Raw genomic sequence first — 14,650 nt, 5'->3', positions numbered from 1 at the left:
TGCTATACTGGCAGCATGCTCTTCTTTTGAAGAACCTGCTCTTTCGAGGCGAAAAGGAAAATAGGAGAAGTCAGCATAAATACCCTATGTAGGTTGCATACATAAGATTGCCTGCATAGGGTGCTTTTATTATACTTACTCAAAAAGGAGATTTTTTTCAAAAACTTATGTGCAAGTTGAGAGATCTCACATTTGTCTTCTGTGCAGTATTATTTTTAGATAATTTTCGTACAATGGAATGTGGGACAGAGAGCAACGGATATACCACCTTGTCCTTCACTCTGAAAAACCTTAGTCAAAAAATGAAAGGGGTTACAAATGAAAAAGCTGTTGATTGTATACATTGTATTAATTGGACTGTTTGTATTATATGTCTACCAATATCAAACGAATGAAACGACCAGTAATGAATGGTCTGAACATGAATTGATCGGTACGATTGATGAAACATATGTGATGGTGACCTTTCAGGCTGGTATTGATTATTGGAAACGGCCGTTAAAAGGCTTCGAGGATGCAGCAGAGGCGCTTAATGTGACGGTAGAATATCGTGGAGCAGCACAATATGATGTGAATGAAGAGATAACTGTCCTGGAACAAGTAATTGCAAAAAATCCTTCGGGAATTGCTGTTTCAACTATGGATCCAGAAGCATTAAATCCAGTAATTAATCAAGCGGTTGATGCCGGAATTCCCGTAGTAATGTTTGACGCCGATGCACCGGATAGTAAAGCATATGCTTTTTTAGGAACGGATAATTATTATGCAGGTGTTACGGCAGCGCACAAAATGGCAGATTTATTGAACAAATCAGGTAAAGTGGGAATAATAACCCATCCGAATCAACTCAATCACCAAGAACGGACACAAGGCTTTCAGGAAACAATTGAGGAGGAGTACCCTGATATGACAGTAGTTGATATTAAAGATGGCCGTGGTGATCAGATGATTTCTAAGGAAGCTTCTGAAGAGTTAATGAGGACTTACCCAGATATGGAAGGTATTTTTGCGTCTGAGGCAAACGGTGGTGTTGGAATTGCTAAAGCCGTATTAGATCAACAGAAGAAAGGGGAACTCCATATCATTAGCTTTGATACAGATAAGGGAACGTTGGATATGATTGAGGAAGGAGTGATATCAGCAACAATGGCACAGGGTACCTGGGAAATGGGGTATTGGTCATTACTGTTTCTCTTTCACCTTCAACATAATTTAGCAGGTGACTTAGAAGGAGAAACCAATTTACCACGATATGTGGATACAGGTATTAAGGTGGTAACAAAAGACAATGTTACTGATTATTACTCTGCTGATTAAAGAATGGATGGATGCCTGGTGAAACGCTGGATGCAAATTAATAATATTCCAATTCGCTACAAATTAATTTCCCATTTTTTGTTGATAAGTATATTCCCGATTTTTTGTTTGGCTTTGTTAATCGGTTGGACGATTGAAAGAGTCATAGAAGAGCAAGTGAATGATAATACATTACAATTAATTGATAAAGTAAACGAATCTTTAGAGTTTTACATTAATAATCTACAAAGCTATAGCTATATGATTGCAAATAACGTAGCTGTGGAGGAATTTTTGGCAAGGGATGAATGGGAGCCTAATGCCTTATCCGACAATAAATATGAGATACAGCGATATTTACGTAATTTCACAACTGTATCTCCTGAAGTAGCTGGGATTATGGTAGTTAATGACACAGGTGATTATGTCAGTAATGAATTATATGCACCATCTATTATGCCTTTAACACAAGAAAGCTGGTACCAAGAAGCTGTTGAAAATAATGGTATATTTAAGATTGTTGGCCGACCTGATGGAAGAAGACTGCATTCTATCGTAGATTATACTAATGATGACGTTGTCACTGTTGTAAGAGCGGTAGTAGACCCTTTTACAGAGCAAGTTCACGGTGTGATATTAATCGATTTGAAACTAAGAGTAATCGCTGAAACGGTAAAGGACGTGACATTGGGGAAAAGTGGCTATTTAATGGTGCTTGATGATACCGGTCAACACATTTATCAACCGAACCAACCTATTGTACACGATCTACCATTGAATTGGATGAATGAGCAACAATCTGGAGACTTTTCTAAAACGATCAATGGCGAGAAAATTCAATTTATTTATCAATGGTCCCCATTTACCAATTGGGTGACGGTTGGCGTTTTCCCTGCGGAAGAAACGGCCTACGGATTACAAGAAATTAATTTTTACTTAGTGGTATTTATATTTATTATAATGTTATTTGGAATTCCAGTATCTTATTTTCTATCTCATTCCATTTCGAAGCCGATCGTGCAATTAGTATCTTTTATGAAGAGAGCAGAGGGAGGAGATTTTAAGGTTAGGTACAAAGGTAAGCGACGATTTGACGAGATAGGATTACTAGGTAGAAGTTTTAATACTATGTTAACGAAAATTAATGACTTAATGCGTTTAACGGAAAGACAGGAGAGACAGAAAAGAGATGCAGAGTTTCGTAGTTTACAGGCAAATATTAATCCCCACTTTCTCTACAATACACTTGATACTATACAATGGATGGCAAGAAAACAAAAAGCAGACGATGTGGCAGAAGTAGTGGAATCATTAGCTAAACTATTTCGCATAGGATTGAATAAGGGGCGTGATATCATTTCATTGGCTGAAGAAATCGAGCATATTGAAAGCTATTTGACAATCCAAAAAACAAGATATCGCGAAAAGCTCCATTATGAAATGAGTGTGGATCGATCTATTAAAAACAAATCAGTATTAAAATTTATCCTGCAGCCAATTGTTGAAAATGCTATCTATCACGGAATTAAAGAACGGCGAGGAACGGGGCATATAAAAATAGAAGCTAAACACTGGCAATCTAACTTGCTAATTCAAATTGTAGATGATGGAAAAGGTATGTCTACAGAACAACTGGATGAGATAAGAACAGCCTTGAGAGAGGCTGTTGACAGAACGGAGAATCCGGAAGTAACAAGGAATAAAAAAGGTTACGGGCTGTTGAATGTTCAAGCAAGAATTCAATTAACACATGGAGAAAATTATGGTATATCGATAGATAGTCAGGTAGACATCGGGACAACTGTTACAATCGTATTGCCGATTATCGAAGTAAATAATCATGAAAGGGGGAAGTAATGGAAATGAAAACCTGGAAAGTGTTGATAGCAGATGATGAGTATATCATACGAGAAGGGATAAGGTCCTCCGTTAACTGGGAGGATTACAATATGGAAGTTGTTGCAGAGTCTGAAGATGGGGAAGAAGCTGTTGAATTAGCAATCAAACATAAAATTGATGTACTTTTGATTGATTTAAATATGCCAATCATGAATGGTATCGCAGCTATGAAGCAAATCAAAGGGGAATTACCAGATTGTCGCATGATAGTAATATCCGGGTATGACGATTTTCAATATGCTCAAGAGGCAATTCGCTTGCAGGTGAAGGATTACTTACTGAAGCCAATAAACCCTACTCAACTAATAAGTATTCTAACAGAGGTAAAAATGCAATTAGAACAAGAAAGAAAAGAAGACCAATATTGGCAACAAGCCTCTAGGCAGATGAAGAAGAATCGCCAGCAATTGAGCAATCGTTTTTTCCTTGATTGGATGGAGGATATGCTAGATGATGAGGAGGTAAAAGATCAGTTACAATTTCTTGGACTGCCTCCTACAGAACCTGTATCACTTATTATGATAAAATGGCTAGATGACGAGCCGGGTTTTCATTTATTTGATGAACAAAGAGACAAGCAACAAGCGGAATTAATAAGACAATTATTGGAAAAAGCGGTGGATAAGTATGTGAGTGCTATATTTATGGAAGATACCAATTGGATTTCCATTTTCGTTTGGGATCAAACTTCAACTGATTTAGCGTTACATTTAGAAGGATTGATAGAAAAAGAATGGTCGTTACATGTATATGCTAGGCAAGTCGAGCTGGAATCTGGGGATGTTCCATCTGTATATGGTGCAACAAAGCAAGAAATAAATAAATATATGCAGCTTTCTCCCCTAGTTAAACAATCGATACAGCATATTCGTAACCATTATGATGATTCTCAACTAACATTGGAACGTATTGCGGAATCTCTTCATGTTTCATCTGTTTATCTGAGCAAAATGATTAAGCAGGAAGTGGGAGTTTCTTATGTAAAAATAGTTACACAGATACGTGTGCAGGCCGCAGAAAAATTATTGAAAACAACAGATCTCAGTATTAGGGAAATAGCTGAACGAGTAGGATATGATTCCCAACATTATTTCAGCACAGCTTTTAGAAAATTGACAGGAATGCCCCCAAAGCAGTTTAGGCAAAATTGTATACAGATAAGTAACGGAACGAAGACATGGTAAACCTTCCAATGTCTTCGCTTTTTTTGTTAGCCAGAAGACTAAAAGAGCGTATATCATCCAGGAAGCTACTTCGATGGGAAGATATTGCTGTGGGAAGAAAGGAGAGCTCATGTTTAGAGGTAAATTAAATTTTTATAAAAACTGTTTAGAAATTTGTAAAGGATTACAAATAGAAATGTGCTACATTTATAAGCGGGCAAGATAAGTAAATATAAAAATGGAAGGGGTTACAATGATGAAAAAGGCTAGTATGTTAGCAATTTTCTTTAGTCTTATTTTATTTTTAGCTGCTTGTGGTAGTAATGATACGACAGATGGAAACTCGGGTGGTGAAGAGTCGGCAGATGGTGGTCTAATCGGTGTGGCGATGCCAACGAAATCTTCTCAGCGTTGGGTTGATGATGGGGATAATATGGTAGAGCAATTAGAAGCATTAGGTTATGAGACAGATTTGCAATATGCAGAAGATGACGTAGATACACAAATTGAACAAATTGAAAACATGATCGTAAAAGGTGCAGAAGTACTTGTTATTGCTTCCATTGACGGTACAGCGCTAACGGATGTCTTAAGCCAAGCGAATGACCAAGGTATAGAGGTAGTATCTTATGATCGATTGATTATGGAATCTCCACATGTTTCCTATTATGCAACATTTGATAATTTTCAAGTAGGTGTATTACAAGCAACTTACATTGAAGAGACACTTGATTTAGCGAATGAAGATGGGCCATTCAATATCGAATTATTCGGTGGCTCGCCAGATGACAACAATGCATACTTCTTTTGGGATGGCGCGATGAGTGTGCTTCAGCCATATCTAGATGAAGGAAAATTAGTTATTCAAAGTAATCAAACAGAATTTGAACAAGCAGCAACAATGCGTTGGGATGGTAATACCGCGAAATCACGTATGGAAAATATTTTAAGTAGCTCTTACTCAGGTGGAGAAACTGTTGATGCTGTCTTGTCGCCATATGATGGCATCAGTCGAGGTGTTATTCAAGCTCTCAAAGGTGTAGGTTATGGATCTGATGATCTTCCACTACCGGTAATAACCGGTCAAGATGCCGAGTTAGCTTCTATTAAATCAATTATTGCTGGAGAGCAGACACAAACAGTCTTTAAAGATACTCGAGATTTAGCTGCAGTTGCAGTGGAAATGACAGAATCCATACTAAGTGGTGAGGAAGCAGAAGTCAATGATACAGAGACCTACGATAACAATGAAAAAATTGTTCCAACGTATCTGGTTGAACCTATTTCTGTAGATATTGATAACTACCAGGAAATTGTCATTGATAGTGGCTATTACTCGGAAGATGAATTAGAGTAAGCAGCCATGATAAAGAATTGAATGTAGTGGTGATCCAAAGATCACCACTACATTCATTGCGATAAATGAGCTATAAAGGTGGTGCAGGAATGTCTGATTATATATTGCAAATGCGTAACATTACGAAAGCATTCCCTGGTGTAAAAGCTTTAGATAATGTGAACTTGCAAGTGAAACAGGGGGAAATCCATGCGCTGGTCGGAGAAAATGGTGCAGGAAAATCCACATTAATGAAAGTATTAAGCGGTGTGTATCCATATGGAAGTTACGAAGGATCTATTTATTTTGAAGGTAAGGAATGTCAGTTTAAAGATATTAAACAGAGTGAGAATTTAGGGATTGTCATTATTCATCAGGAATTAGCACTAAGTCCCTATCTTTCAATTGCGGAGAACATTTTTCTTGGTAATGAACGGCAATCTCGCAAAATAATTAAGTGGCAGGAAACTATTCTAGAATCGAAAAAACTGTTAGAACGTGTCGGGCTTAGAGATTCTCCTGAAACTACTGTGATGGATATCGGTGTAGGGAAGCAACAATTGGTGGAAATCGCTAAAGCCTTATCCAAAAACGTGAAGCTTTTAATTCTCGATGAGCCGACTGCTGCCCTTAACGAAACAGATAGTGAGAATTTGCTAAAGTTATTATTAGAGTTAAAACAGCAAGGCATTTCTTCTATCTTAATTTCTCATAAGCTAAATGAGGTATCATTTGTGTCTGATTCTATTACTATACTTCGAGATGGAAAAACAATTGAAACATTAGATACGAAGAAGGAAGAAGTAACAGAGGAAAGAATTATCAAGGGGATGGTAGGGCGTGAGTTAACAAGCAGGTTTCCAGACCGTCACCCTAACATAGGCGAGGTTGTTTTTGAAGTGAAGAATTGGCATGTTTATCATCCCCAACAGCAGGATCGAAAAATCATTGATGATGTCCATTTTTATGTAAAGAAAGGTGAGATTATCGGAATTGCAGGACTGATGGGTGCTGGTCGAACAGAATTAGCAATGAGTATTTTCGGAAAATCATATGGTAAGAAAATAAGTGGAGAATTGTATAAAGACGGAAAACAGATTGCAGTCAACACAGTAAGTCAGGCGATTGCGAATGGGATTGCCTATGTGTCGGAAGATCGTAAGACATATGGTTTAAATTTAATTGATGATATAAAACGTAATATGACGATATCCAATTTAAAAAGAATCTCTAAATCAAGTGTGGTTATTGATGAAAATAAGGAAGTAATCGAAACTCAACAACTAAGAGAGAAGCTAAATATTAAGACACCAACGCTTGAACAGCTAGCAGGTAATTTGAGTGGGGGTAATCAGCAAAAAGTAGTCCTTAGTAAATGGATCTTTACAGAACCGGATGTTTTGATTTTGGATGAACCTACTCGTGGTATTGATGTTGGGGCGAAATTTGAGATCTATTCACAAATCAATGAGTTGGCTGAGCAAGGTTTAGCTGTCATAATTATTTCTTCTGAATTACCAGAAATATTAGGATTATCAGACAGGGTCTATGTAATGAATGAAGGACGATTGACGGGTGAACTAAGTAGAGAAGAAGCAGATCAAGAGAGTGTCATGCGTTTTATGACCGGAGCAAGGGGGAATTAGAGATGCAAACAATATTCAATTTATTTAGAAATAACCTTAGAGAATACGGTATGATCATTGCATTGGTTTTGATCACCGGACTATTTTGGCTTTTAACAGACGGAGTAAATTTTACATCCTTAAACTTGACTAATTTAATTTTGCAAAATGGATTTATACTTGTATTAGCTATTGGGATGGTATTAGTAATTATTACTGGAAATATTGACTTATCAGTCGGTTCGGTTGTGGCATTTATTGGGGCTATTGCTGGCGTACTTATTATTAATATGAATGTTCCTGTGTGGCTAGCAGTTATTATTGCCATCATAGCAGGAGCCTTAATCGGTGTATGGCAAGGCTTTTGGATCTCTTATGTTGGCATTCCCTCCTTTATCGTAACATTGGCTGGTATGCTTATATTTAGAGGTCTAACATTATGGTTGTTGGGCGGTCAATCTTTAGCGCCTTTTCCAGAATCATTTCAGAAAATTAGTAGCGGTTTCATTCCTGATTTCGGATCGGGTGATTTACACATCGTTTCGCTTATATTATCGATCATTTTATCATTAGTGATAATCTATTTAGAATTTACTAAACGAAGAAGACAGTTGCATCATAATTTTGAAGTGGTTCCACTTTGGATTACCATTGCGAAACTTGCATTATTATTAGTAACGATCAATTGGTTTGCCTATCAATTAGCTTTAAATAAAGGGATACCAACAGTACTGATTATTGTGTTTGCATTAATTATAGTGTATACCTTCATCATGAAGAATACGACGATGGGTCGCCACATTTACGCGACAGGTGGAAACAAAAAAGCAGCGGATTTATCAGGAATTAAAACAAAACGTGTTGTTTTTTGGGTATTTGTTAATAATGGTGTGCTTGCTGCTTTAGCAGGTTTAATGTTTGCTGCACGTTTGAATTCAGCCACACCAGCAGCAGGTAACATGCTGGAATTAGATGCAATTGCTGCAGTATTTATCGGTGGTGCGTCAATGGCCGGTGGTGTTGGGACTGTTATTGGTGCAATAGTCGGTGGCCTTGTAATGGGTGTAATGAACAATGGCATGTCATTGATTGGTATTGGAATCGATTGGCAACAGTTTATTAAAGGGTTAGTATTGTTAATTGCTGTAGGGTTTGATGTTTATAATAAGAGAAAAGGGTAGCTGGATTAAAAATGGTAATCGAAGTGAAAAATAACTCATAAAAGGTAAGCGCATAGCTAAGCGAATATGAAAAATGTACACTTCTTATTGATAGAAAAAAGACAATTCATCAGTCAAATAGATTGATGAATTGTCTTTTTTTCTATTCTACAAATGAAGTAATAATTACATGTTTATCATAAACAATACTTTAGAACAAACATAAGTAACATAAACTGAACAAATTATAGATTATCCATTTAACGAAGAATTGAATAGAAATTGTGAAAATAGTTAATTGTTTATCGTACTGCATTCGCGATATGCTTTTATTGAAAGTAAAGAAAGGGGGCAGTGCATGGATGGGCATATAAAAAATGAACAAGTCATGATGCAGAAGGATGGATTATGGTATCGCTTACTTCGGAGTAGTTTCATCAAAAATGTACGAAAACATTGGATGCTATATTTAATGATTTTACCGGGGATAATTTATTACATTGTCTTCAAGTATATTCCTCTACTAGGTAGTGTGATTGCCTTTCAAGATTTTCAAATATTCAAAGGAATATTCGCAAGTCCCTGGGTAGGTCTTGAGAATTTCAGAAGCTTGCTGCATTATCAAGACTTTCATGAGGTTTTACGGAATACTGCATTAATCGCATTGTATCAATTGGTATTCCAATTCCCTGCACCTATTATTTTAGCTTTATTATTTAATGAAATAAGAATAATGATAGTAAAAAGAACAGTACAAAGCTTATTTTATCTACCACACTTCTTATCATGGGTAGTTGTGGGAGGAATAGTATTTGAACTACTTGCAAGTCAAGGTATAGTAAATGCAATAAGAGAAATGCTCGGATTTGAACCGATACTGTTCATGCAAGAAGAAGCTTATTTTAGGTCGATTGTCATTATTTCGGGAATTTGGAAAGAAGTTGGTTGGAGTACGATTATATACTTAGCTGCTATAACAGCAATAAATCCTAGCCTTTATGAAGCAGCGGTGATGGATGGAGCAAATCGTTTTAAACAAACGGTTTATATTACGCTTCCTTTACTGTTACCAACAATCTCTGTATTGTTTTTATTAAATATTGGTAACTTTTTAGAGTTAGGGTTTGATCAAATTTTTAACCTTTTGACTCCGATGACCTACTCTGTTGGAGATATTATTGAGACCTATGTATATCGGGCAGGGGTGTTACAAGGACAATATAGCTTAACGACAGCAATTGGTCTGTTTCAGTCCGTTATTGGTTTTGTATTGTTGTGGATATTTAATAGGCTTGCAAGAAAATCAGAACAGGGGTTGTGGTAAATGAAACAATCTATTGGAGAAAGATTATTTCAATTGTTTAATTATACCTTACTAATCGTATTAGCATCGACTATGATCGCACCATTATTACATTTGCTGGCAGTTTCCTTTAGTTCACCTATTGCTGCCGATTCCAAAAAAGTATTTCTAATTCCTGTCGAATTTACAATGGCCACTTGGGAACATATTCTCCAAAATGAAGTATTATGGAGAGCTTTTGGGGTAACGGTATTTATCACGATTGTAGGAACCTTTTTAAGTATGCTATTCACAGTTTTGACAGCGTTTCCATTATCGAGGAAGGATTTTCTGCTTCGTAGACCGATTATGTTAATGATGGTAATCACGATGATTTTTAATGCGCCAATGATACCTTTCTTTTTAACCGTTAGAGAGGTAGGGCTGATGGATTCCATCTGGGCCTTAATAATTCCGGGTTTAATTAGTACTTTTAATATGGTTATTGTCCGTACGTTCTTTTTAGGAATACCAAGTGATATTGATGATGCAGCACGAATTGATGGTTGCAATGAGTTTCGGTTATTATTTCAAATTTACCTACGACTATCAAAACCAGTTCTCGCAACCATTAGTCTATTTTATGCTGTTGGTTACTGGAACACTTTTAAGACAGCTGTACTATTTTTAAGAAATCCAGACCTTTGGCCGTTGCAAATGCGGTTGCGAGCATTCTTTACTTCTGAAGAAGAGCTTGCTGCGGTGGATTTAATTATGGGTGATTTTGACTTTAATACAACCACGCTAAAAGCGGCAACGATTATTTTTGCTACGGTCCCAATAGTTTTAGTATATCCGTATTTGCAAAAATACTTTGTGAAAGGAGCAGTACTAGGGTCGTTAAAGGAATGATGAATGCCTGTAGATTATAAATAGGGAGGAAGAACGGATGAGAAGAAATCATTATATTCATTTTTTACGGTTTTCTGTTTGGGTACTGTTTTTGCTATTGTTTGTAGCTTGTTCAGAGAACGATGATACAACAAGTCAGGATGGAGGGAATGAAGATGCAGAATCCTCAGTAGAAAGTGATCAATCTGAGACGGTTAGTGTATTTAAAAGTCATTTAGGTAAGGGGACTATTCCTGACAGTGATGATCCGCATGTACAATATATTAAAGAAAAAACGGGTGTGGAGTATGAACTAAAGTCAACCCCTCCAGGCTCGGAACCTGCTGAATACATTAATTTAATGATTGCTTCGGAGGATTTTCCTGATATCCTTAGACCAATTGGTGGAGTGGAACAGACATTAATTGATCAAGGTGGTGCCTTGCCCTTAGATGACTTGTTACCAGAGTATGCCCCTAATGTATGGGAAAGAATCCCTGAAGAAGCATGGAATATTGTAAGATCTGCATCTCCGGACGGAAAAATATATTATGTCCCAAAAGTATATTTAATACCAGAACGTGCGGCCTTATTAAGGCAGGATTGGCTAGATGCAGTTGGTATGGATATCCCGCAAACCTTAGATGAGTATAAAGAAATGTTAATTGCCTTCCGTGATCAAGATCCAAATGGTAATGGGGAGCAAGATGAGCTTCCTACATCAGGTAGAGAGTTTGGCACTTGGATGGATCACTTGTTTGCGATGTTTGGTGTAGCAATGTGGGAAGGCTATCCGGAATGGGATATTTACGATGGAGAGATTAATTATGCAGGTACATCAGAGAATATGAAAGCTGCTATTTCTTTTATAAGAGAATTATATGCTGAAGAATTATTAGATAATGAAACATTTTTGAACAAGGGAGATGTATGGACAGCTAAGATTAATAATAATTTAGTTGGTAGCTGGTATCACCTACCTGCTAATTTACATGAACGATATGCTGCAATGAAGTCGGGCGCGCCAGATGCTTATGTAGTTGGAATGCCTCTTCCCGAAGTAGAGGGCTTTGAAGGATTTATTACACAAAAAAGTATGGGTGAACCAGAGTGGATGATTCCCGTGGCTTCCGAGGATAACGCCATAAATGCTTTGAAATTACTTGATTTCTTTTATGATCCAGCAAATGAGGATTTCGTTCAATATGGTATTGAAGGAATTCAGCATGAAGTGGTTGATGGAGAGAAAGTATTATTACCTTCTTCAGACGATAAACCAATTGCACTGGGGATGCTTAATTTAACGACCGAAGAATCAATGGATGTAAGAATTGAAAACTCCTTTTCTGAGGATGAACAAGAAATGGTAAAGGATATCTTTGAAATAAGTAAAGCAGATGCAAGAAGGATTGCAGGTGACGGATTACCTAGCACTGTTTATGATGGATATCCTGATATTCAATCACATAAATTATTCCAAGAGTATTTAACCAAAATTGTCATAGGTGAATGGTCTATTGACAAATTTGATGAATTTGTAGAGCAATGGTACGAATCTGGAGGTGAGGAAGTAACACAACGTGTCCAGGAATGGTATGCAAATACAAAGTAAAAGGCTACTCCTCCTCTTATGGTTGAGGAGGAGTAACGTTATGTAAGGTGTAGGCTTTTGATGAAGAAGAAAAAAGCTTGAACTCAAAAGGTAGGTGAGTAGATGTCAAAGTTTCTCCCAGTTAAAATAAAGAATATGCTCAGAAAAAATCTCTCAGATACGCAGATTAGGTTACTACTAATTTTAATGATTCCTATTATCTTTATTATACTAATAGTCGGTTTTTCTTCTTATTATACTTCGAAAGAAATTCTACAACAGGAATTAAATGAACCACAGCATCAGATGTTAACAATAAACATGAATTTAATTGATGAATATTTAATGGAATCCGATCAAATTGCAGTTAAATTAGCATTAGATAATGATGTCACTCGCTTTTTAACAAATCATGCACAACCCTCTTATCAAAATATCACGGAAATCTATGATAAGCTAACTACTATTACCAATAATGCCTCTTTTATTCAAAGTATTTATATTTATAGTCTGAAGAATGATAGTTTTGTCGCGATACCCCAGGGCTTTAGCTCTAGTAGTGCTGTTTTTAATGATGCAGAGTGGACTAGTGTGATCGATGAATTCAAGGAAACATCAATGGTTGTTAAGTATCGTGATTTGCCAGAGGGAGCAAAATATAAAGGTTCGAACATTTCATTATTTCGTAAGATAAATTTAAATGGGGAAGCGATGGGAATTGTTGCAATCAATCTAAATCAAACAGAATTGTTCTCTAAATTAAAATCAGCTGCTGAGCAACAGTCTAATAGTATGCAATATATTTTAGACCAAAATAATACCATTCTACATACAACAAAAAATCATACCTTTGATTTAGAAACTGTCCAATTTGTGAAGGAAGAAATAAGCAAAGGGAATTTAAGTAATATTACGTATAACGATAAAATACTATTGGCAAATCAAATTGAATCTGATTACACTGGATGGAAATATATTTCTGTAGTTTCACAAGAGAATATACTTGCTAAATCAAAAACAATACTAGACGTAATAATCATTGTGTCTATAATTTCACTCATAATTGGTGGTGCGGCCATATTTTTCATTCATTCGGTTGAGTTAAAACCTATTCGTCGAATGAAAGAACTATTTTCCGTTGAAGCTGATCCACATTATAGAAGAGACTTACTTCATTTAGAAAATATTATTGATGATTTAGTAAGTGATCATGCACAACTATCCCAATTAATCAAAAAAATGAAATTAGAGGCTAAATCAAAATTTTTATATGACATATATATTGGAAGGTTAATGAACAGAGCAGAACAAAAGGAAAAATGGCAGACCTATTTTAAAGAATGGAATGACAATAATATTCAATTAATTGTAGTTTCGATCGATAATTATCTTTCGTGGAAAGAAGATGTTACAGGAACTTATCGCTCTGTTGTGAAGTCTGGTATGGCAAATATTTTAACCGAGGTACTATCGACGCATTATTCAGTTGAGACAGTAGACATTGGTAAGGATAAAATGATTATCATTATCCAACACGTAGAAGGGAAAATCAATCTTGTAAGCCATTTAAAGATAGCGCTTACAAATATTAGGGATATTTTAGGTTTTTCTGTTTCAATAGGACTTCATGAATCAGGTGTTACGTTTATGGATTTAAAAAAGGCGATGAATGAAGCGGAAGAGGCGCTTCAATACCGTTTGTTTGGCGGATATGGAGATATTTATACGAAAGGGGACATAAAGAAGGAAGATAATGACGCAAATATAGAAAAAATGGATAGTATGGTAAAATCTATTACTCTCGAAGATCCTATGCAAGCTATTGAGGATGTCACAGCATTATTTCAGTTGTTTGATAGGAGCGATATTAGTGCTGAACTAGCCTTATATTTTATCGAACAGGTAAGAAAAGTTATTTTTATAGAAAATAATCGTATACATTCAACTTTTCTTACTTCAGAAGAAATTCGGACAATGAATTTACAAGATATAGCTATTGTTTTCAAGGAGAGAATATCAGAAAGAATGGAGAACATAAAAAAGTTAAATGACTCTAAAAGATATGTAAAATGTAGAAAAATGATCCAGTATATGAATGTTCATTTAGGTGAGCCTATCGGTATTCCAGAAATAGCTGAATCCGTTGGTGTTAGTGTAAGTTTAGCTAGTCAGTGGTTTAAGGAAGAGATGAACGACACTATTTATGGTTATTTTACCAAGTTAAGAATGGAACGTGCACAGGAGTTATTAACAGAGACAGATAAGAAAATAGCAGATATTGCATTTGAAGTGGGCTATCAGCATGAAAATAGTTTTATAAGAAAGTTCCGTGAATATAAAGAAATGACACCAGGTAGGTATAGAAGGTTAAATTCAGTGATGGAAAAAGAGGAATAAAAGGGAGGAA

General features: G+C 36.1%; 10 protein-coding genes. All 10 read left to right on the top strand.

Annotated features, from left to right (window positions below; translation table 11 throughout):
• Positions 1-318: 318 nt before the first annotated feature.
• Complete coding sequence (locus tag ACTNEP_RS14200) at positions 319-1,317, top strand: substrate-binding domain-containing protein (protein WP_441162684.1); 999 nt, start codon at positions 319-321, stop codon at positions 1,315-1,317.
• Positions 1,318-1,335: 18 nt separating this feature from the next.
• Positions 1,336-3,153: a cache domain-containing sensor histidine kinase gene (locus ACTNEP_RS14195; RefSeq protein WP_441162683.1), complete on the top strand. Its 1,818-nt coding sequence runs from the start codon at positions 1,336-1,338 to the stop codon at positions 3,151-3,153.
• On the top strand, positions 3,153-4,379 hold the full coding sequence (locus ACTNEP_RS14190; RefSeq protein WP_441162682.1) for a response regulator transcription factor: 1,227 nt from the start codon (positions 3,153-3,155) through the stop codon (positions 4,377-4,379). Before ACTNEP_RS14195 ends, ACTNEP_RS14190 begins: the two co-directional genes overlap by 1 nt.
• Positions 4,380-4,614: 235 nt before the next feature.
• Complete coding sequence (gene chvE / locus ACTNEP_RS14185) at positions 4,615-5,715, top strand: multiple monosaccharide ABC transporter substrate-binding protein (RefSeq protein ID WP_441162681.1); 1,101 nt, start codon at positions 4,615-4,617, stop codon at positions 5,713-5,715.
• 89 nt (positions 5,716-5,804) lie between these two features.
• Positions 5,805-7,340 carry a multiple monosaccharide ABC transporter ATP-binding protein gene (gene mmsA, locus ACTNEP_RS14180; RefSeq protein ID WP_441162680.1) on the top strand — a complete coding sequence of 512 codons (1,536 nt, stop codon included), beginning with the start codon at positions 5,805-5,807 and terminating at the stop codon, positions 7,338-7,340.
• 2 nt (positions 7,341-7,342) lie between these two features.
• Positions 7,343-8,500, top strand: a complete 1,158-nt coding sequence (gene mmsB / locus ACTNEP_RS14175; protein WP_441162679.1) for a multiple monosaccharide ABC transporter permease — start codon at positions 7,343-7,345, stop codon at positions 8,498-8,500.
• A gap of 367 nt (positions 8,501-8,867) precedes the next feature.
• Positions 8,868-9,803: an ABC transporter permease gene (locus ACTNEP_RS14170; RefSeq protein ID WP_441162810.1), complete on the top strand. Its 936-nt coding sequence runs from the start codon at positions 8,868-8,870 to the stop codon at positions 9,801-9,803.
• The gene (locus ACTNEP_RS14165; RefSeq protein WP_441162678.1) at positions 9,804-10,673 is read left to right on the top strand and encodes a carbohydrate ABC transporter permease; all 870 of its coding nucleotides are present in this window, start codon (positions 9,804-9,806) and stop codon (positions 10,671-10,673) included. It abuts the gene before it with no gap.
• A gap of 37 nt (positions 10,674-10,710) precedes the next feature.
• Positions 10,711-12,264 carry an extracellular solute-binding protein gene (locus ACTNEP_RS14160; RefSeq protein WP_441162677.1) on the top strand — a complete coding sequence of 518 codons (1,554 nt, stop codon included), beginning with the start codon at positions 10,711-10,713 and terminating at the stop codon, positions 12,262-12,264.
• A gap of 102 nt (positions 12,265-12,366) precedes the next feature.
• Positions 12,367-14,640 carry an AraC family transcriptional regulator gene (locus ACTNEP_RS14155; protein WP_441162676.1) on the top strand — a complete coding sequence of 758 codons (2,274 nt, stop codon included), beginning with the start codon at positions 12,367-12,369 and terminating at the stop codon, positions 14,638-14,640.
• The last annotated feature ends 10 nt before the right edge of the window (positions 14,641-14,650 follow it).

The sequence above is a fragment of the Gracilibacillus sp. HCP3S3_G5_2 genome (genome assembly GCF_052063305.1).
GTDB lineage: Bacteria > Bacillota > Bacilli > Bacillales > Amphibacillaceae > Gracilibacillus.
This window is presented reverse-complemented; position numbering and strand designations above follow the sequence as displayed.

Bases quoted from the DNA above. Each gene is read 5' to 3' on its own strand.
- mmsB (WP_441162679.1), top strand. From the start codon at position 7,343: ATGCAAACAATATTCAATTTATTTAGAAATAACCTTAGAGAATACGGT.
- ACTNEP_RS14160 (WP_441162677.1), top strand. From the start codon at position 10,711: ATGAGAAGAAATCATTATATTCATTTTTTACGGTTTTCTGTTTGGGTA.
- ACTNEP_RS14190 (WP_441162682.1), top strand. From the start codon at position 3,153: ATGGAAATGAAAACCTGGAAAGTGTTGATAGCAGATGATGAGTATATC.
- ACTNEP_RS14155 (WP_441162676.1), top strand. From the start codon at position 12,367: ATGTCAAAGTTTCTCCCAGTTAAAATAAAGAATATGCTCAGAAAAAAT.
- ACTNEP_RS14170 (WP_441162810.1), top strand. From the start codon at position 8,868: ATGATGCAGAAGGATGGATTATGGTATCGCTTACTTCGGAGTAGTTTC.
- chvE (WP_441162681.1), top strand. From the start codon at position 4,615: ATGAAAAAGGCTAGTATGTTAGCAATTTTCTTTAGTCTTATTTTATTT.
- mmsA (WP_441162680.1), top strand. From the start codon at position 5,805: ATGTCTGATTATATATTGCAAATGCGTAACATTACGAAAGCATTCCCT.
- ACTNEP_RS14200 (WP_441162684.1), top strand. From the start codon at position 319: ATGAAAAAGCTGTTGATTGTATACATTGTATTAATTGGACTGTTTGTA.
- ACTNEP_RS14165 (WP_441162678.1), top strand. From the start codon at position 9,804: ATGAAACAATCTATTGGAGAAAGATTATTTCAATTGTTTAATTATACC.